Here is a 20550-nt window from a genome sequence, read left to right as displayed (position 1 = left end):
GTAGTCAGTCGGTTGGTTGGGAAACAACAGAGCAAAACTGACAATATTTTAAGAGATTTTGGGGTGTCATGTTGCTGGTGATAAAAAATCGAGTGATTGCGAAACTCTGTTATTGATCAAGGTTTAACTGGGCGGAAGCAATTGCTTTTCAAGTGCTTCCAGATAGAGTTCAGTACCGATTGAACCGGGTAAACCCACACACATATAATATGGAATGAAATAGACTCGTCCGGCTTGGCTAGCGTTGAGGGATTGGGCGATCGCATTTTCTTTCCATGCCCGTTTCAAATCCGACAGGAGATGATTTTCAAACGCTGCTGTACCATTGAGGCGCTCAGGTTGGCTGAAATTACTTCCCAACAGGATAATTAAATCAGCATCATTCAACTGCGGTAACATTTCCAGGGAAATCGAGGCTGGATTATCTTGTTCAAATTCATCGAATCCAGGTGGTGAAATCAGTTGAAACCCTAAGTATTGAATCAGGGAACTGCAATGACCAAAAGCACGATTACCAACATAAATATCCTGCAATTCCCCTGAACGGAGCAACAGCACTTTGGGATGGGTGGCAACAACGGGCGCAAAGGTGTCACGAGCTGCCATGATTTGCTGTTCTGTTTCCATTAGCAATTGTTCGGCTTTTTCTGAACGTCCTACAGCTTGGGCGATTGTGGTCAAGTTTTTTTCTGCATTTGACCAATCGAGTAGTAAGGTGGGAGCAGTTTTAGATAATGTCTCGTACTGGCTAGCATTATATTCAGTACCTAAAATTAAATCCGGCTTAACTTTGAGAATGGCTTCAATAGAAGGTGAAGTAGCTAAACCTACATTGGCAAGTTGACCTGTGATGCGACTTCCTAAATAGGGGATCTGTTGACTGGGAGTGTCATAATTTCCTGTAGGTAATATCATGTAATCAGCGTAGGCAGCAGGTTGAACATCCAAAGCCAGCAAGGGTTCTAGAACAGAAGAACCGAGTACCACGATCTTCTGAGGTTGCCCACAAACTTCGGTTTCTCCCATTTGATGCTGAATCCTCCGACAGTCGGTGAGGTCAGATGATGAGGTAGAGGCAGAATTAACCCTTGAATGGTCAGCTTTCCCTTGGCAAGCCGCGATCGCAAATGCTGCGAGGATGGCGAATGCGATAAGCCGAATTGATCCAAATAGTCTTATCGGTGTCTGAGTTTTCATTGACATTCATTCATAAACATCCGCCCCCCTCAATCCTTACAGGTGTAGGTTTTTTATTTTAGGGTGGGGACAAGACAAGGGCGACAAGGAAGGAAAGAAGACAAGGGAGAAGAATCCCGTTCTCTCCCTTTTCCCAGGGGTAGGGTGGGGTCAAAATTCTACTGAAACAGAAGCTCTAACCGTGAGTGGAGCGCCTGGGTAAATAAATCGAGTTCTATCTCGACCGACAGACTCGATGTAATCAACATCAAAAAGATTGTCAACATTAAGGCGTACTTGCCAATTATTTCGTCGGTAGAAGATAGCCGCATTGGTGAGAAAATAGCTATCTACCTCAAAACTGTTAGCCAAATCGCCCTGCCGCTCTCCCACAAAATTAAATCCTAAGCCAAAGCCTAATCCTTGTAAATCTCCCGATTGAATTTCGTAGGTTGTCCACAAGCTGGCGCTGTGTTCGGGAACACCTAGCAGTCTGTTACCGACGATATCTGCGTTGTCTTCAGTGACTTCAGCGTCAATGTAAGCGTAAGAGGCAATCACATTCCAACCGGGCAGAATCTCTCCGGTTACGTCGAAATCCACACCACGACTCCGTTGTTCTCCTGTGGCAACTGAAGCAAAAAGATCATCTGGATCAGGTGTGGCTACGTTTTGCTTCGTGATGTTAAAATATGCCAGCGTGGTCGAGAGACGATTCTCGATAATTTCAGCTCGAATGCCAACCTCAAACCCTTCACCCTCTTCGGGTTCTAACGGTTCACCATCGGCATCCGTTGCCAAATTCGGTGTAAACGAGCGAGAGTAATTGGCATACAGAGAAATGGGTTCAATCGGCTGATAAACAATACCGATTCGAGGAATCACCGCATCATCATATTGATTCGTTTCTGTATCAGCCAAAAAATTAGTCGTGTCTTGATCGACAATATCATACCGCAACCCTGCCACCAGAATTAAGTTATCTAAGATATCAATTTGGTCTTGCAGGTAAATCCCCAGGCGATCGCTGGTTGAACTCGTGTTATTAAAAAGAGGAAGGTCTTCTGAATCAGGAGTTTGAATCGCTGAATAGTCCGGATCAAAAATGTTGATCGGAGTTAGAGGATCAAAGGCAAATCGTGTCTCATTCTCTCTCTCCACACGGGCTAAATCAACCCCAAATAACAGGGTATGCTCTACAGATCCTGTACTAAACTCTCCCTGGATATTGGTATACAGTGCATAAGTATCATCCTCTTGAATCTGATCGGCAAATCCCCGATTCAAAATTCCCGTGGCTTCATCTAACGCGAAGGGGAGGGCAATAACACTAAAATCAACCTCTTGAGAGATATAGCGAAACTGATTGCTGAGTTGCCAATTTTCGTTAAAACGATGCTCCAGAGTATACCCCACATTCAGATAGTCTTGTTCGACTGTATCATCAGGATTATTCGTCACTCTCTCTAGGGGAATATCGGCAATGCCATCTCCGAAGGCAACTGTGCCTAAATCAGCCGGGTCATCATCACTGAAATATTCCAGGTTGATGGTCAGATCGGTTTGATCGCCAATCTGCCAAGCTAAACTGGGTGCAATAAAAAAGCGCTCAAAACTATTGTCAAAATCCCGAAAACTATCTTGGTGTCGATAGAGAGCATTCAAGCGATAGAGCAAGCGACCATCTTCGGTTAAGGGTCCCGATAAATCAATACTGGGACTAACAAAATCGCGGTTTCCCAGTTGGAGTTGGACATTGTAATATGGCTCTGATAATGGTTGCTTGGTGACGAGATTAATCACCCCTCCTGGTTCAGATTGACCAAACAAGACGGATGCAGGACCTCTTAACACTTCAACGCGCTCCAGATTAGCCACTTCTGGTTCTATGCCTTCACCCCCAAACAGGCGGAAACCATTTCGTAAAACGGGAGCATTATCGAATCCCCGAATGGAAAAGTTAGGACTGAATCCATCTCGATTGCCCAGAAACGTGACACCTGCGGCGTTTTCAAGTACCTCTTCGACACCAATCGCTTGCTGATCTTCAATAATCTGTTGCGGAATTACCTGAACCGATTGAGGAACATCGCGCAGTGGCGTATCGGTGCGGGTAGCTGTGCTGGCATCAGGAACGAAGTATCTATCTTCATCTGGCTCTGCCGTCACCACGATTTCAATTTCCTCTTCTGGTTCGGGTGTAACCATCTCCTCTTCGGGTTCGGCTGGCGGCTGAGTGTCCTCGGCTTCAGGTGGGGGAGTCTCAGGGGATGGAGTTTGAGTCGTAGCCTCTGGGGTACTCAGGCTCAGAACTAGCCCTGATGGACTGGGACTGATTTCAACTGTCGGCAGCTCTGTTGTCCCCGTCACCGCCACTCGAATCGTGTTTGGGTTTTGCTGGGTCACCGTGACCGAGGCAATCCCTGCCGCTGGGTTATCTTGGCGAAACGCCTGACCTTCCGGTAGGCGGAGTTGAGTATTAAAAATATCTGTCAGTAACGTCTTGTCCAAGCTTGTTGTAAACACTTGAGGAATTGTGTCCGAATCGGTCTGTAAAATCACCTCAACTCCCCTCGGCGTGGTTTCGACCTGCACGCCTGTTACTTGTCTGACTTGAGCAAAAGCCGGAGCTGACACGAGTACAGAAAGCGTACTGGCAAGCCAAATACCCGGTAACAATTGTTGTTGTTTCAATCCAGTTTCCACGTCTTCACACCTAGAATGGGGGTTACTCTTCAGTAATCCAGCTCAATTATTGAGATATAATCTCATTAACTCCGGTAACAATAAAACAGTTTGTTTGCCATGTCAACTTTATTTATTTCGGTAGATGACTGGGGAGTTGACAGCTAGAGCAAAAGGCAGAGGGCAGAGGGCAGAGGGCAGAAGGGAAAAGATTGACGGGTCAAGGTTTGGCGCACCTTCCTTTGTCCTAATCGCCTTGGCGACTGCTATAGTACGTTGTCTCGCTTTCGGATGGCATTGCCTTTGTCTGAAGGGCGATCGCACTGGCTGTCGCATAAGATCGGGTATGGCTAATACTCAGCAGCCACCGAGTAATGCCACGTTTCGCGGCAATTTCAAGGGCAGTGGCATACAGCATGACAGAGGGTTCACCCGTCGGCAGCCGTTGGATTTCAATCTCTTGCCACGAGATAGATTGTTTACCGTCTCCACCGAGCGCTTTGAAAACCGCTTTTTTGGCAGCCAGACGGCTGGCAAGATACTGGAAGCGGTTACTACGGAACCCAGCAGCATTGAGTTCCGCCGCCGTGAGGTATTGTCGTTCAACACACTCCCCCAGTAGTGCCACAAGTTTTTCGATGCATCTGACGTTCACAATGTCAATCCCGTGACCAATGATATTCATGGGGCGATCTCGTCGTTCTCAAGAGTGCAAAACCAAATTCGTCAGCATCGTATTCATTTTGTTAACCGACTCGATATACTCGTTTCCAGGCACTGATTCAGCCACGATACCCGCTCCAGCATTGAGGTAGATTTCATGTCCGTACTGGTAAACCGAGCGAATAGCGATCGCTAAATCCGATTCGCCGTTGCTATCCACCCAACCAATACCCCCGGCATAAATTCCTCTCGGTTCGTCCTCTAAGCGATCAATCCAATCTAAAGCGGTTTGTTTATCAATTCCAGAAACAGTAATCCCTGGAAACAAAACCTTCAAGGCATCCCACAACGTATTACCCGGTTTAAGCTGACCACCAGCTCTTGAGGAAAGGTGCTGCACGCACCGATATTTCTTAACCTCCATAAAATCAAAAACCCGAACCGTTTCTGGCAAGCAAAATGAACTCATTTCGCTTTGTGCCAACCAGATAGAAAGCGCGTGTTCTTTCACCTCTTTTGCATCGGTAAATAACTCATCATTAAAGCGTACATCCTCTTCCCTCGATTGACCCCGAGGGCGAGTAGCCGCTAGCGGATTCGTCACGACAAACCCGTCTTTACTAACTTGCATCAAAATCTCCGGACTAAAGCCAACAGCACGCACGTTTTCGATCGTTAAACAATAGGAACGCGCTGAATTATTCGCCTTAGCGCCAACGGCATAGGTTCCCAATACATCCAAATCGCCAATGAGCTTCTTGGAGCGAGAGATAATCGCTTTATGCAATTTATCGTTTTGAATTGCCTCAATTAACCTTTCAATGCGGTGGGAGTAATTTTCGCAGTCCGCGAAATCTTCAGCCAGGGAGACGGGTACATAATCGGGAAGCTGGCTATTAATCGATAGTAGTTCTCGAATTTGCGGCAATGAGTTGGTACTTTTGACCTGAACACCCTCTGCCGTAAAGCGCAACTCAGTTTCAGGAACTAAAAAATAGAGAAGTGGCTGATCCATGGCTTTAGAGTAGGACGAATAGAAGCCAGCCATGTCAAAGGCTACATAACCATAAGCCGTCCAATTTTTAATAGATAAAGACCCCAGTAACTCACCGATTTGTTTAAAAGGATCACTGACAGGTTGAGAAGACGATTCCCCCAACCCTTCAAAACAGATTGACGTTTTGCTGACAGACACCTTGGCTAGCTCATTGCCCGCAATGCGAACCTCGTTGTCTTTTTCATACATGACATAATTGGCAAAAACACCCGCATCCAGAAAATTATGTAAAACGGCTACTGCATTCCTTTTGCCCGGAACAAAAGTTTCTTGATACGAGAGAGCCGATTTTAATTCTGTAACCATCAATGTCTCCTTGTCGATTAGTTTTAATCTCGTGTATTCCTTCCTAAACGCAGTTAAACGTTAAGTAGTTGGACATAATTAACGTGAACGGTGGAGATCGTCATTTGTCATTTGTCATTCGTCCTTTGTAATGGTTTGAGGCTTGTCTACAAAACTTAGTACAGTGTTGTTTTATTTTGTCCGACTTATCAAAATTTTATTGATAATAGGCTGAAAAAACTACCTCAAAAAAATGAAAGGGCATTATTGACTAGAACCCACTGCTATATTTTGCTCTTTTCCTATGAATTTACGGTGAATTTTTCCCGTTGAAGTACGCGGTAAATGCGCCAAAAAGTGAATCATTTTCGGAGCCTTAAAATGAGGAAGTCGCTGTTTAGCAAATTTACAAATGCTAGTTTCTAATTCAGGGGATGGTTCTTGTCTCGGCTTGAGACTGACATAAGCAACAACCCGAGTCAGTTGTTCGCCCTGATGGGATTCAGGAACCACTGCTACTTCTAGAACTTGGGGATGCTGGTGCAAGATATCTTCAATCTCCAACGGAGAGATCCACTGACCATTTACTTTAAATAAATCGTCTTTACGACCCATAAACTTGAAATAGCCGTCAGCATCACACAGATACTTATCCCCCGTTCGCATCGTGTTTCCATAAAGTGCTTGCCTTGTTTCTCGGAGTCGGTTCCAATACCCCAGCATCAGGCTTTCTCCACTCACCAAGAGATCGCCAATTTCCCCAGGAGGACAAAGGAGTCCATTCTCATCCACAACTCGGACATCGTAACCCGGAACCGGGCGACCAGATGTGCCAGGTTTACACTCACCTAAGCGGTTGGCAAGAAAAATGTGCAAAAACTCAGTTGTACCAATCCCTTCACAAATTTCCCGGTGGTAAGTCTCTCGCCACTTTTGCCAAAGACTCTTAGGAAGCTGTTCGGCGGCAGAAATGCATAAACGCAGAGAGGAGACATCTAAAGGTGCGATATCCTTTACAGCGAGAAGGTTGGCATAAATACTGGGGATGCCAAAAAAGACGGTTGGTTGATAGCGCTGGATGTCGGAGATAATATCAAATGCGTTATTGGCATCTGATAGTATAGTTGCTGCACCAACTGCCATGGGCATATAAAGCGTATTCCCCAAACCGTAGGCAAAAGGCATCTTGGCAACCGAATAGGTGATGTCATCAGGTTGCAAGCCTAGCGTCGCCTTAGCATAGCGTTCGGCACAAACCACCATGCTTTGATGCCGATGAATCACCCCTTTGGGTTTACCTGTACTGCCGGAGGTGTAAAGCCAGAATGCGGGTTCGTCGCCAGAAGTTTCAGCACAGGGAAAGGGTTCATCAGGCTGTTGGCTGAGTTGGGCTAAAAATGGGTTGTCTCCATCGTTGAGTAAAATGTGCTGCAAAAACTGAGACTGAATGGGAGTGAGTTTCTCTTGCCATTCCTGAGTCGTCAGCAAAATTTTGGCTCGTGAGTCTTGCAGGATATACTGCACTTCATCAACGCGACAGGCGGTGTTAATGGGAACGGGTACGGCACCGATCCAAATTGCGCCCCAAAAGCCAAAGACTAAATCGGGAGTATCGGGTAAAAGAATGGCAATCCGATTTTCCCGCTCTAGACCGAGAGTGAGGAGCGATCGCGCCGTGCGTTGGACAAAGCGACTGAGTTGGTCATAAGTATAGGTATCGTCCCGATGCCAAAAGGCGACGTTCTGGCTCTTCCTCTGTTCTAAATTACTGTTCAAGAAATAAGCAGCAACATTAAACACACCAGGCAACGGTTCAGAAACACTTTCCATAAAATTTTCCTTCTCATCTTAGGGTTGATAAACCGAGAACGTGAACCAATACGTGTTCATCCCAATGCCACCACGTTGCTAACCATGTCTGGATACCCGATTGTTTCGCCTGAATGCTGGCGTCCCCATACAGATAAACGGTTAACCGATCTGGGGTGAGGTTGGCTTCAATTTCATTCCAGCCAATGCCAGCTAATCCAGTTCCTAGGGCTTTTCCCACAGCTTCCTTGGTGGCAAAGCACACGGCGAAAGCCCGGTGGGGATGACTAGAGGATTGGCAATGATCTAGTTCGTTGGGAGTGAACAACAAACTTAGCGTTTCGCGATCGTACTGCTCAATGAATCGAGCAATCCGGGGGATGGGCGCGATATCAATACCGAGTCCCTTAACTTCAGTTGTCCATTCGCCTTCAAGAGACATGGTTCGAGTTGGAGTTGGCAAGCCGCGCCGCTTCGATTTTGTGACAGACTTGAGCCAACGTCATATCCTGCCGACTTTCAAGCTTCACACTCACCCCCAGTTGACGTTTCAGTCTCAGGGCAATTTCTACGATCTCAGTGGAATCAAGTTGTAAATCCTCGTGCAATCGTGTGTCATTGTGCAACGATTCTTTGGGAATACCCAACTCAGCAAGTATCGCTTGGAGAGTATCCATCACTTTTGAAGTATTCATCGTAAACCTCGTGAGACTCCGGGTGAGCGAAGCAACCCGGAGAGGGATAGAGGTCAAATTTTGTCGCTCGACGCGACAAGATTTGACAATCCAGTTATAGGCACGACATTTCGACTTCGCTCAATGTAAACAATTAACCCCGTGCTTCGCTGCAACAACTGGACTTTTTTAGCAGTAAACTGTCCTAATCGCTTCCAGTTAACATCGCTAACTGAAACCTGTTTGTCGGTGTCTCCAGAACACTTCTCTTAGCCAACGCCTAGCGCGGCTAGGTTTAGTCGGCATTAACGGCTTGCCTGATTTCGATAGAACTGGTACTCGTAACATGGGTGATAAACCTCACGAGTAAAGTGTTTACATTGAGCGACTTGTACCGAGCGAAGTCGAGGTAAGTCGAAATGTAGTCCCTTCCCGCCATCTCAACTAGGATGTCTTGACTTAACAACAACCCGACAAAAGGTTTTAGAGGGTATCCGAACTAGGGAGGCATTCGGAGGTCTGTGCCAAGTTGAGACTCAGTGCGGTATTCAACATTTAATTGCAATTTGTCTTGCCATCCCCACGCTCTACGTTAGTAGAGTGGGGTTGTTGAAGCAGAAAACACCTCAGAACCCTAATTAGACGTTTAGCTGCTTGTAACCGGGTTAGTGATTTGAAGCCAGCTAGCACGCTTGATGGTAGACTTAATCCGCACCTGTACGTGATCTCCGCACTTCACGAGAAAATTTCTCATTAACCCAGTTAACTTGATCAGGTATTGATCCAGAATCACCATACAGCTAGTTAGCACTTATTTGCAATAAGTTTTGGGAAAATTTTGGCAAGTTCCTGCGATCGCAGCCGCTAATGCTCACAGCTTTATCCCGATTTGAGCCTGAGTTCAGGTTCATCGTACTTGGGCATAATTCCCTCTGAGTAACGCTTGTAGCTTCAGTCTCATCGTTTTTCCCTTCTACTCCAATGACCGAGGATACACCCCTAACGGTCACGTTTGATCGGGATTGATAATCAATCACTATTAAAAATATTTTTCATATAAGAAAAAATAGTCAACGAAAAGCTTGTCAATAATTTGGCATATTGTTAAGCTACACAAGCAGTTAGTCGATAAGTATTCTCAATTACTGACAGGATTACCACCTGAGTGCCAGCCATGATGACTGTAGAGTCATCTGCGCTTCCAGGTGAGAGTTACCGAAGTTAAGGAGTCGTTCCGTGACCAGTCACTCCGTTGGTATTCGTTCGCTTGCCGTAAGCTTTCCAGCGCTAATCCGCACCAATAATTATTGGTACGAGACGTTCCCTGAGTTAGCGGTTCAACAAAAGCCAAAACGAGTTCGGTTGCCGAGACCCTCTCAACCCATTTGCAACGATGGACTTGAGATCTGGTCGCAAGAAGTAGCCCCCTATTTAAATGACCCGTTTCGAGGCAATGTCGAGCGGCGAGTCCTCAGTCCAGATGAGTCGTCGCTGACACTGGAATGTCGAGCCGCTAAAGAGGCGCTTGCAGCCGCTAACCTTGAGCCGGAAGCCGTCGAAGTGGCGATCGCGACTTCACTCTTTTGCGCTCCCATCGGACTTGGTCATCCCTCCGCTCTCGCTCGCCAACTCAACTTGCATTGTCCTGCCTGGACTCTGGAATCAACCTGTTCAAGCGCCTTAGTCGCACTGCAAAATGCTCGTGCCTTGGTGCAAACGGGAGAATACCGCAATGTGCTGGTGATGGTTTCCCACTTTGGCTCTAACACCGTAGATGACGAAGACACGCTTTCTTGGTCGATGGGTGACGGCGCTGGCGCCTTTGTCGTGAGTTCGCTCAAACCGAATCAAGGCGTTCTTGGCAGCAAAATTGTCAGCACCACTGCCACCTGCGGCGCTTACTCCCACGAACTTGTCACCGATGTTCAAGGTGTACCTCGGATGCGGACTCAAACGGGTGAAAACGCCAGTATGCTAGCTGAAACTGCCGTTGATTTCGTCCGCACTTGTTGCCAAGGAGCCGCCGCCGCCGCGGGAGTGTCCCTTAATCAGATTGACTTTTTTGCCTTCAATACCCCTACTGCTTGGTATGCTAACGTCTGTACACGAGCATTAGGCATCGATCCGCAGCGCACGATCAATCTTTACCCCCGGTATGCCAACATTGGACCCGTTCTTCCTATTGCCAACCTATACCACGCGGCGCGATCGGGCAAACTGGGCGAAAATGACCTGGTTCTGGTTTACACAAACGGTGCAGATGCCACGGCAGGAGCAACCGTGATGCGTTGGGGTGATGTCGCCCTAGGAACGATGCCTGCTCCTCCCCTCAGCGTGACTCCGGAACAAGAGAAGATTCATTTAGCAGGAGCCAACTCTAGTTCAGCAGAAACATCTTTCGTTCACCAAACGGAAACTTTGTCAAGAGAACAGCTTCTGGCGGCTGAACCGGAGAAAAGACGGCAGATGCTGGAGACTTACCTGCTCGAATGGCTCTCTACGACGTTATCACTTCCGCCAAACCAGCTCACCCCTCAACAGTCTTTTGCCTCATTACTCGACTCTTTGATCGCACTAATGTTTAGGAGTCGAATTGAAACCGACTTTCAGGTGCAAGTACCGATGGAGAAATTCTTTGGGGATAACAGTATCGCTCAACTAGCCGAACAATTGCTCAACCAATTAGCGCTGGCAAATTTAGTTGAATTGGAGAAAACCTCGGCTACGACTCATGAGGAAGAAGAACGGGAAAAATTGAGTATTTAACTCAATCTTCAATAGGCACAATAAATAGAAAATAGTTTACTGAAACCATGGAACTGCACTCACTTCTAACTCATCTCTCCCACCAAGGCGTCAAACTTTCTGCTCAGGGCAGTTCACTAGAAATAGATGCGCCCAAAGGGGTAATCACTCCAGAACTGCGAAACTCTCTCGCAGAGTATAAAACAGAGATTCTCACGTTGCTGCATCACAACAGCATGAGTGTCAGTTCCACGGCGCTACCAACTATCGTGCCAGCACCCGAACAGCGCTACGAACCGTTTCCGCTGACGGATATGCAATATGCCTTTTGGGTGGGTCGAAGTGGGATATTAGAACTCGGGAATGTTGCTAATCATGGGTACTACGAAATTGAAGGGAAAGACTTAAACGTAGAAGGCTTGAATTGGGCGTTGCAACAGTTAATTGAACGGCACGATATGCTAAGAGTTGTCGTGTTACCCGATGGTCAGCAACAGGTGCAAAAAACTGTACCTCCCTATCAAATGAAGGTTGTGGATTTGAGGGGAAAGACGGAAAATGTTGTCGGCGAAACGTTAGCAGACATTCGCGATCGCTTATCCCATCAGGTCATCCCTGCCGACCACTGGCCCCTGTTTGAATTTTGTGCCACGCGCTTGGATCAAGGGCGGGTTCGGTTGCATATTAGCTATGATCTGCAAGTCTTTGACGCTTGGAGTTTGTTTCGTCTGTTTGACGAGTGGGTGCAACTTTACCAGAACCCCGATGCGGCACTGCCACCGATAGAACTGTCATTCCGCGATTATGTGTTAGCCGAGCAAGGGTTGCAAGAAACAGAATTGTATAAGCGATCGCAAGACTATTGGTTCAGTCGTCTGGATACCCTGCCTCCAGCACCAGACTTACCCCTGGCTAAAAATCCCAAACAACTCAAACAACATCGCAGCAGGCGCTACGAGAGTAGACTAGAGCGAACCGACTGGCAACAGTTAAAACAACGAGCCGCTCAAGCCGGTTTGACCCCCTCTGGACTTCTACTGGCAGCTTTTACTGAAATCATCGCACGTTGGAGCAAAAACCCTCAATTCACTATTAATCTTGCCCTTTTCAATCGCCTACCCCTGCATCCCCAGGTCAATGACATCTTAGGAGACTTTACCTCTGTCACCCTCTTAGCCGTAAACCATTCATCCGGTGATTCCTTTACCAACCGAGCTATCCATCTACAGAAACAACTGTGGCAAGATTTAGAACACCGCTACTTTAGTGGCGTGCGCGTGACGCGGGAACTGGCTCGCAGAAGCGGGACAGCGCCTAGCGCCATGCCCATCGTCTTTACCAGCACTCTAGGCTTCAGTTCCCTTGGTCAGGAAACCTTGACCTTCAGTCACTTCGGAGAGTTAGTCTACGGCATCAGCCAAGCCTCTCAAGCCTGGATGGATATTCAAGTCTGGGAAGAAAAGGGAGAATTGTCATTCAACTGGGATGTCGTGGAGGAACTCTTTCCTGAAGGCATGATTGCAGATATGTTTGAGGCATATTGTCGTTTGCTCGGAACACTTGCCACCTGCGAATCTGCCTGGGTGGAAACGACGCAGCAATTATTGCCTCCGGCTCAATTAGCGCAACGGGATGCGATCAATGCCACAGACGCACCGATTCCAGATCAGCTCCTGCATGAATTGTTTGCAGCACAAGTACGAGTGCGGGCAAATGAAAACGCGATTGTTACCAGCCAACGCCGATTAACGTACCAGGAATTATGCGATCGCTCTAACCAACTGGGTCATCGGTTGCGGCGTCTGGGAGTAATGCCCAATCAACGGGTTGCCGTGGTTATGGAAAAGGGATGGGAGCAAATTGTTGCCGCGATCGGTATTTTGGCATCGGGTGCTGCCTATGTCCCCATTGACCCTGGACTACCGCAAGAGCGCTTGTTGTATCTTCTGGAAAATAGTCAAGCCAACATTGTTCTCAGCCAATCTTGGTTGGTGGAAAACGAGTGGGCTAAAGGCATTCAGTGCTTGTGTTTGGATCGTGATGATTTAGCCCAAGAAAGTAAAGAACCACTCTCACCCGTGCAGACTCCCGATGACTTAGCCTATGTCATCTATACATCAGGTTCCACAGGGTTGCCCAAAGGGGTGATGATTACTCATCGCAATGTAGCGAATGTGGTGATTCACACGAATGAGCGCTTTCAGGTTGGTTCTCAAGACCGAATTTTAGCCCTGAGTGCCCTCAACCACGACTTATCGGTTTATGACATCTTTGGTTTGCTGAGTGCTGGCGGCACAATTGTGATGCCCGATGCGGCGGCGGTAAAAGATCCGAGTCACTGGGTTGAGTTAATGGTACGCGAACGGGTCACCCTATGGAACTCGGTTCCCGCGATGATGGAAATGGTGGTGGATTATGCCGAGGGTCAATCTGTGGCACTCCCCGATAGCTTGCGTTTGGCAATTTTGGGTGGAGATTGGCTGCCCGTTTCCCTGCCCGATCGCATTCGTGCTTTAGTGCCAAGGATAGAACTTCTCAGTATTGGGGGTCCAACGGAGACGACGATTTGGAATATCGGTTATCTGATCGAAAAGGTTGACCCAAACTGGAAAAGCATTCCTTACGGTCAACCGATGGCGAACTCGAAATACTATATTTTGAACGACGCCTTAGCAGACTGTCCGGTTTGGGTTCCCGGTCAAATGTACTGTTCTGGAGTACAGTTGGCAAAAGGCTACTGGCGCAATCCCGAAAAGACTGAGGATAGTTTTTGTTCTCATCCGCGCACGGGAGAACGTCTCTACCGCACGGGCGATTTGGGTTGTTATCGACCCGATGGCAACATTGAATTTTTGGGACGAGTAGACTTCCAAATTAAGATTCGGGGACACCGGATTGAGGCGGGAGAAATTGAGGCAGCGTTGACTCAGCATCCAGCCGTAAAAGCCGCCGTGGTGAGTGCGATCCAAGAACGTTTACTTGCTTATATTGTTGCCAATAAAAAAGCAGCGCCTACAGTTGAGGAACTGCGTAACGTCCTGAGTCGTAAACTGCCAGACTATATGATACCATCTGCGTTTATTGTTCTGGAAAAGTTACCGCTGTCGGCGAATGGAAAAGTAGACCGCCGTGTCCTGCCTAATCCAGAGGGTTTCATTCAGGAATTAGAGGTTGATTATGTACCGCCCCAGAACGATATTGAACAAAGGATTGCTACGGTTTGGCAAACTGTATTAAATTTAGAAAAAGTTGGGGTAAATAGTAACTTTTTTGAAATCGGTGGCAATTCATTACTGATTACAACTATTTACAACAAACTCAGAAAGAGTTTGCTAAATGAGGTAGACTCTATATCATTGGTTGATTTGTTTAAGTATCCAACCATTCGGTCTCTGGCTAAATATTTAAGTCAAGCTCAACAAGCCGTATTGCCGGAGCGAAAAGATTTAGAAGTGGTTAAGCGACTGGCAGCAGGTAAAACTCGCATCAAACAAAGACTAAAACAATCCAAAGCGACTAAGCTATAGGTTTAGTTGTGTCAAGACGTGTAATTAGTAATTAGAAGCATTTAAGAATGACTAATATAGAGCAAGATCGAGCAGAAACTATAAATATGATGTCTGAATCAACGGGACTAGAAGTTGCATTAGTCGGTATTTCTGGGCGTTTTCCCGGAAGCAAAGATGTTGAATCTTTTTGGGATAACCTGATCAATGGATTAGAATTTATTTCAGTTTTATCCAATAAAGATGGAGTAACTCAAGACTTAGAGACAGAGCCGAATGGGACGAAAAATGAACGAAAAGCAGCGGCTCTTTTAGACGATATTGAACAGTTCGATGCCTCCTTTTTTGGTTTGAATCCCAGAGAAGCCGAAATTATGGACCCGCAACATCGCCTTTTCTTAGAATGTGCGTGGGAGGCTCTGGAAAATGCTGGCTATGACTCGGAACGAGAAGACAGAACCATAGGCGTTTACGCTGGGGTAGGTAGAAGTACATACTTGCTCTATAACCTTTTCCCGAATAATCTCAATGAAACTCTCGGATACTTTCCCATCCTACTGGCGTCTGATAAAGATTACGTACCCACTCGCGTCTCCTACAAATTAAATCTCAAAGGACCCAGTATTAGTGTCGGAACAGCCTGTTCAAGTTCATTAGTTGCCGTTCATTTAGCCTATCAAAGTTTACTCAGTGGCGATTGTGACATGGCTTTGGCGGCTGGCGTTTCAATTAAAGCTCCCCAAACCGCAGCAACACTTTGCCCAGAGGGGATTTCTCCGGATGGGCATTGCTTCGCCTTTGATGCTCGTGCCAATGGGACAATTGGGGGTAACGGTATTGGTGTGGTTGTACTCAAGCGGCTGGACGATGCGATCGCGGATCGAGATTATATTTATGCTGTTATTAAAGGTTCAGCGATCAATAATGATGGTGCGGTAAAAGTTAGCTACACAGCACCCAGCGAAGAAGCACAAGCGAAAGTCATTCGTGCGGCTCAGATTATGGCTGAAGTGGAACCAGACACAATTAGCTATATAGAAACCCATGGAACGGGAACGTCTTTGGGTGATCCGATTGAAATTGCGGGGCTAAAACGAGCGTTTCCAACGGATAAGCAAGGCTACTGTGCGATCGGCTCAGTAAAAACAAATATAGGACATTTAGACGCAGCGGCTGGGATTGCTAGCTTGATTAAGACAGCTCTAGCCTTGGATCACAAATTATTGCCACCGAGTCTCAACTTTGAAACCCCCAATCCTCAAATTGATTTTGCCAATAGCCCATTTTACGTTAACACCAAACGTTCTGAGTGGAAAACCAACGGCACTCCTCGTCGCGCTGGCGTCAGTTCCTTTGGGTTTGGGGGAACGAATGCTCACGTCATTCTGGAAGAAGCACCCCAAATTCAGCCATCAGTCACGTCCCGTCCTTGGCAATTACTGATGTTATCTGCCAAGACGAGTTCAGCTTTGGATACCGCCACAGCCAATTTGGTTGAACACCTCAAACAACATCCTAAAATTAACCTCGCTGATGTCGCTTACACCCTGCAAGTTGGTCGTCGGGAGTTTGAGCATCGAAGGGCAGTTGTTTGCCAAGATATTGAAGATGCTCTAGTCGCCCTGCAAGATCCGAAACGAGTTCTCACCAGCATTCAGGAAGAAAGTGAGCGTCCTGTCGCTTTCATGTTCACCGGATTGGGAACTCATTACGTCAACATGGCTGGGGAATTGTACCAAGTTGAGCCAACATTTCAAAGAACAATTGACCGCTGTTGCGACATCCTTAAACCTCTGATTGATCTAGATTTAAGAGATATACTCTATCCCCATCAAAATCAATCCTCAGAAAGTTCCCAACTAAGCAACTCGACTAAGAATAAACCTTCATCAGGTTTCGATCTGCGTAAGATGTTGGGTCGTGACCAAGAACCCGCTGATGACGCGACTCAACAACTGAATCAAACCTATCTCACCCAACCTGCTGTTTTTGTTATCGAGTATGCTCTGGCTCAGTTATGGATGTCTTGGGGAATTCGTCCAGCGGCGATGATTGGCTACAGCATTGGTGAATATGTGGCAGCAACTTTGGCTGGAGTCTTGTCCTTAGAAGATGCCCTGACTTTGGTTGCTAAAAGAGCGCAAATAATTCAGGAGTTACCCGGTGGAGCCATGCTAGCTGTGCCTGTTTCCGAAGCAGAAGTATGTCCTTTCCTGAATGAAAAGCTGTCCTTATCAGCAATTAACGGGGCAAAACTTTGTGTAATTGCTGGGGAAACAGAGGCTGTGAATGAATTGGCTTCCCAGCTAACTGAAACAGGATTGGCATATCGGCGTTTGCAAACGTCCCATGCCTTTCATTCTCTGATGATGGAACCAATTGCTTCTTCCTTGACTGACTTAGTTAAAACCGTCAGCCTCAATCCACCCCAAATTCCCTATCTGTCAAATGTTACGGGAACTTGGATTACAGAATCTCAAGCAACAGATCCAAGTTACTGGACAAAGCATCTGTGCCAACCTGTACGCTTTGCTGATGGGGTAAAAGAGTTATGGAAACAACAGCAACCGATTCTGTTGGAAGTGGGATCGGGACAGACGTTAAGTAGCTTGGCATTGCAGTGTCTAGAGAGTGATCAGGTAGCAGATAAAGTGGTGCTACCATCCCTGCGCGATGCCTATAATCAACAGTCAGATTTAGCGTTCTTGCTCAATAGTTTGGGACAGTTGTGGCTTTCAGGAGTCCAGATAAACTGGTCAGGATTTTATCCTAAAGAACGTCGTTATCGTATTCCGTTACCGACTTATCCCTTTGAGCGCCAGCGTTACTGGGTTGAATCATCCAAACCAAGACAGCCTGCATCAACAGGGCAGATTTCCTTAGAGAAAAAGCCGGATATAGCCGACTGGTTCTACGTTCCAGTTTGGAAAAAATCAATACCGCTTGTTCCATTTGAAGTGGGTAGTTTGGTGGAGCAAAAGTCTTGCTGGTTATTGTTCGTTGATGAGTGTGGGATAGGTTATCAAATAGCCCAACGACTAAAAACTGAGAATCAAGATGTGATTAGCGTGAAGGTGGGAGAGCAATTTAGCCAACTCAGTGAAAGCGAATATACCATTAATCCGGGTTCGCCAGAGGACTATCACACTCTACTCAAACAACTCCATGCCAGAAATAAGCAACCTAAAACTATAGTTCATTCATGGAATATCCAACTCGATGAACAGGCGCAATCAGGAATTAAGCGATTTGAAGCCGCCCAGAACTTAGGGTTCTACAGTTTGCTCTTTCTCACCCAAGCTCTCGGAAAACAACTGATTACAAACCAACTTCAACTCTGGGTACTTTCTCAGGGTATGCACGGAGTTGAAAGCCAGGATGTATTGTATCCAGAGCAGGCAACTTTGTTGGGACTGTGTAATGTCATTCCCCAGGAATATAGGAATATTACCTGCCGAAGTATTGATCTGGTACTACCGCAACCAAAAAGTCAGCAAGAGGAGAAACTGATAGACCATATCTTGACAGAACTTACGACTCCCTCATCTGACTTAACAGTTGCTTACCGTGGCAATCATCGATGGCTCCCAGACTTTGAACCCATACGGTTAAATGATAGCGCCTCGCGTCGAACACAATTGCGGCAAGGCGGCGTATACCTGATTACAGGTGGATTAGGAAAACTGGGTCTAATGCTAGCCAAATACTTGGCTCAAACTGTGCAGGCTAAACTGGTATTAATAGGACGTTCAGGATTACCCGCAAAAGCAGAATGGGAGCCATGGTTAGCTACTCATGATCAGCATGAGCGAGTAAGTAGCAGAATCAAGAAGGTTCAAGAGTTGGAAGAGTTGGGTGCTGACGTTTTAGTCATCAGCGCCGACGTAGCAAATGAAGTCCAAATGCAAGCAGCGATTGCCCAGACTGAGGCGCGATTTGGCAAGATTCATGGAGTCATTCACGCCGCAGGAGTCGTTGACAAAGAATCATTGACGGCAATTTCCGAAACAGGTTACAGCGAATGTGAATTACATTTTCAACCCAAAGTGTATGGAGTCTATACACTAGAGAAAGTGTTGCGAGGAAGAGAACTTGACTATTGTGTGTTAATATCTTCGGTCTCATCTATTTTGGGAGGACTGGGGTTTGCTGCCTATAGTTCAGCCAATCTCTTTCTGGATGCCTTTGCTCACCAGCAAAACCAAGTAAATCATAATAACTGGTGTAGCACCAATTGGTTCTTGATTGATGTGCCAGAAGAAACGACGCAAGCCTTTCAGCGTATTTTATGCCAAGGTACACTTTCTCAGGTTGCTATTTCACAAATCGATTTAAAAGCCCAAATCAATACGTGGATTAAACGCCAATCTTGGCAAGATGCAGAGGTAAAGGATCAAACAACCTCTTCATTCTACCCCCGCTCAAACCTGCGGAATGCTTATGTTGCTCCTAGCCGTGAAACCGAGATTAAAATTGCTCAACTCTACCAACAATTCTTGGGGATCGAAAAAGTTGGCATCCATGACAATTTCTTTGAGCTAGGCGGACATTCTCTAATTGCAACTCAGCTAATTTACCATCTTCGCAAGGACTTCAACCTGGAAATTCCGATAAGTATCTTATTGGAGTCTCCGACGGTAGCAGAATTTGCTTTGGCTATTGAAAGAATCCTGATCAGTGAATTAGAAGAACTAACGGAAGCAGAAGCTCAAGAGCTGGTGTCAGATATGTCCAGCCAATAAAAAATGCCCAGAATTCTAAGATAAGGTCAATCTGAAGATGAATATTCAAGTTGTTGGTGTTGTCGGAGCCGGTGTTATGGGCATCGGGGTATCACAAAATCTCGCTCAAACGGGTCATCAGGTCATCCTTATAGATGTTTCAGATGAGATTCTGGAACGTGCCAAACAGGAAATTAGGCAGAATCTTCGTTTTCGAGGCTTTTTTAATAAAAGTGAGCCAGATAATACTCCCGAGGATGTCCTGAGCCGGATCAAGTTTTCTACTAATTATCAGTTCTTAGAATCGGCTGAATTTGTTATTGAAAATACGACAGAAAAATGGGAGATTAAACAGCAGGTTTACACCCAGCTTGATCCCATTTGTCCGCCAGAATCAGTCTTTGCAGCCAACACATCAGCTATTCCCATTACTCGCATTGCTTCAGTAACCAAACGTGCCTCTAAAGTGATTGGAATGCATTTCATGAATCCTGTGCCAATGAAGCCAATGGTGGAAACGATTCGCGGGTATCATACTTCTGAAGAAACTATTGGAACCGCGCAAAAGTTGTTGACTCAAATGGGCAAAGAATGTATCATCGTTAATGATTCACCCGGTTTTGTGTCTAACCGTGTACTCATGTTAACGATTAATGAAGCAGTTTTTATCCTGCAAGACCAAGTTGCTTCAGCATCGGATGTAGATAGAATCTTCAAAACCTGCTTTGGACACAAAATGGGTCCCCTAGAAACCGCTGATTTAATTGGATTAGATACGATTCTCTTCTCTATCGAAGTTCTGTACGAAAGCTTTAACGACAGTAAATATAGACCCTGCCATTTGCTCAAAAAAATGGTAGATGCTGGGTTGTATGGTCAAAAAAGTGGACAAGGATTTTACACCTATAACTGAATCTCCAAAATTTACAGGAATTAATTCGAGATAACTCACCATGAAAGCAACTCAATCTAAAATTAGGAATTTTCTGGCACAGTATTTTGGTAATCATAAACTGCAAAATGATGAAGATATATTTGCGCTTGGCTTTGTCAATTCGATGTTTGCTATGCAACTGGTTTTATTTATCGAAAAAGAGTTTAATGTTACGATTGAAAACGAAGACCTCGATTTTGATAATTTCCGAACTATAAATGCTATGGTTAGTTTGCTAGAACAGAAGATGGCTGTAGCTGCTCCCCAGTAAAAAAGTAATAAAAAACCAGATATA

The 20550-nt window shown here is 46.1% G+C and carries 12 protein-coding genes and 2 pseudogenes; 5 read left to right on the top strand and 9 right to left on the bottom strand.

The window, feature by feature from the left end; all coding sequences use genetic code 11:
• Window positions 1-123: 123 nt before the first annotated feature.
• The 9 genes and pseudogenes from RIE73_RS24645 to RIE73_RS24605 form a co-directional block, all read right to left on the bottom strand.
• A complete protein-coding gene (locus RIE73_RS24645; protein WP_446403690.1) occupies window positions 124-1197 on the bottom strand; it encodes an iron-siderophore ABC transporter substrate-binding protein in 1074 nt (357 codons plus the stop codon).
• Between the two features lie 150 nt (window positions 1198-1347).
• Window positions 1348-3870, bottom strand: coding sequence for a TonB-dependent siderophore receptor (locus RIE73_RS24640; protein ID WP_446403689.1), 2523 nt, complete (start codon window positions 3868-3870; stop codon window positions 1348-1350).
• Window positions 3871-4108: 238 nt separating this feature from the next.
• The gene (gene acpS, locus RIE73_RS24635) at window positions 4109-4546 is read right to left on the bottom strand and encodes a holo-ACP synthase (protein ID WP_446403688.1); all 438 of its coding nucleotides are present in this window, start codon (window positions 4544-4546) and stop codon (window positions 4109-4111) included.
• A gap of 18 nt (window positions 4547-4564) precedes the next feature.
• Window positions 4565-5887 (bottom strand): anthranilate synthase component I family protein, encoded by a 1323-nt coding sequence (locus tag RIE73_RS24630; RefSeq protein ID WP_446403687.1) that lies wholly within the window; start codon window positions 5885-5887, stop codon window positions 4565-4567.
• 243 nt (window positions 5888-6130) lie between these two features.
• Complete coding sequence (locus RIE73_RS24625) at window positions 6131-7696, bottom strand: benzoate-CoA ligase family protein (RefSeq protein WP_446403686.1); 1566 nt, start codon at window positions 7694-7696, stop codon at window positions 6131-6133.
• Window positions 7697-7709: 13 nt separating this feature from the next.
• A complete protein-coding gene (locus RIE73_RS24620) occupies window positions 7710-8117 on the bottom strand; it encodes a holo-ACP synthase (protein WP_446403685.1) in 408 nt (135 codons plus the stop codon).
• Complete coding sequence (locus RIE73_RS24615; RefSeq protein ID WP_446403684.1) at window positions 8107-8370, bottom strand: acyl carrier protein; 264 nt, start codon at window positions 8368-8370, stop codon at window positions 8107-8109. The genes RIE73_RS24620 and RIE73_RS24615 overlap by 11 nt, the downstream gene beginning before the upstream one ends.
• Before the next feature lie 53 nt (window positions 8371-8423).
• Window positions 8424-8609 (bottom strand): annotated as a pseudogene (locus tag RIE73_RS24610) (hypothetical protein); the annotation flags it as partial.
• Window positions 8610-8613: 4 nt separating this feature from the next.
• Window positions 8614-8697, bottom strand: a pseudogene (locus tag RIE73_RS24605) (RRXRR domain-containing protein); the annotation flags it as partial.
• An 888-nt stretch (window positions 8698-9585) separates the two neighbouring features.
• Between RIE73_RS24605 and RIE73_RS24600 the strand changes: the two are divergent.
• The 5 genes from RIE73_RS24600 to RIE73_RS24580 are packed head-to-tail and all read left to right on the top strand — an operon-like array spanning window position 9586 to window position 20526.
• Window positions 9586-11115 (top strand): 3-oxoacyl-[acyl-carrier-protein] synthase III C-terminal domain-containing protein, encoded by a 1530-nt coding sequence (locus tag RIE73_RS24600; RefSeq protein WP_446403683.1) that lies wholly within the window; start codon window positions 9586-9588, stop codon window positions 11113-11115.
• 47 nt (window positions 11116-11162) lie between these two features.
• Entirely contained in the window at window positions 11163-14621 is a 3459-nt protein-coding gene (locus tag RIE73_RS24595) for a non-ribosomal peptide synthetase (RefSeq protein WP_446403682.1), read from the top strand.
• A gap of 47 nt (window positions 14622-14668) precedes the next feature.
• Window positions 14669-19342 carry an SDR family oxidoreductase gene (locus RIE73_RS24590; protein ID WP_446403681.1) on the top strand — a complete coding sequence of 1558 codons (4674 nt, stop codon included), beginning with the start codon at window positions 14669-14671 and terminating at the stop codon, window positions 19340-19342.
• 37 nt (window positions 19343-19379) lie between these two features.
• The gene (locus RIE73_RS24585) at window positions 19380-20234 is read left to right on the top strand and encodes a 3-hydroxyacyl-CoA dehydrogenase family protein (protein WP_446403680.1); all 855 of its coding nucleotides are present in this window, start codon (window positions 19380-19382) and stop codon (window positions 20232-20234) included.
• Window positions 20235-20274: 40 nt separating this feature from the next.
• A complete protein-coding gene (locus tag RIE73_RS24580; protein ID WP_446403679.1) occupies window positions 20275-20526 on the top strand; it encodes an acyl carrier protein in 252 nt (83 codons plus the stop codon).
• The last annotated feature ends 24 nt before the right edge of the window (window positions 20527-20550 follow it).

This window comes from Coleofasciculus sp. C1-SOL-03, assembly GCF_040220555.1.
Taxonomy (GTDB): Bacteria; Cyanobacteriota; Cyanobacteriia; order Cyanobacteriales; family Coleofasciculaceae; genus Coleofasciculus.
This window is presented reverse-complemented; position numbering and strand designations above follow the sequence as displayed.

Coding starts and splice junctions, on each gene's coding strand:
- RIE73_RS24645 (WP_446403690.1), bottom strand. CDS start 1,197: ATGAAAACTCAGACACCGATAAGACTATTTGGATCAATTCGGCTTATC.
- acpS (WP_446403688.1), bottom strand. CDS start 4,546: ATGAATATCATTGGTCACGGGATTGACATTGTGAACGTCAGATGCATC.
- RIE73_RS24630 (WP_446403687.1), bottom strand. CDS start 5,887: ATGGTTACAGAATTAAAATCGGCTCTCTCGTATCAAGAAACTTTTGTT.
- RIE73_RS24625 (WP_446403686.1), bottom strand. CDS start 7,696: ATGGAAAGTGTTTCTGAACCGTTGCCTGGTGTGTTTAATGTTGCTGCT.
- RIE73_RS24620 (WP_446403685.1), bottom strand. CDS start 8,117: ATGTCTCTTGAAGGCGAATGGACAACTGAAGTTAAGGGACTCGGTATT.
- RIE73_RS24615 (WP_446403684.1), bottom strand. CDS start 8,370: ATGAATACTTCAAAAGTGATGGATACTCTCCAAGCGATACTTGCTGAG.
- RIE73_RS24595 (WP_446403682.1), top strand. CDS start 11,163: ATGGAACTGCACTCACTTCTAACTCATCTCTCCCACCAAGGCGTCAAA.
- RIE73_RS24590 (WP_446403681.1), top strand. CDS start 14,669: ATGACTAATATAGAGCAAGATCGAGCAGAAACTATAAATATGATGTCT.
- RIE73_RS24585 (WP_446403680.1), top strand. CDS start 19,380: ATGAATATTCAAGTTGTTGGTGTTGTCGGAGCCGGTGTTATGGGCATC.
- RIE73_RS24580 (WP_446403679.1), top strand. CDS start 20,275: ATGAAAGCAACTCAATCTAAAATTAGGAATTTTCTGGCACAGTATTTT.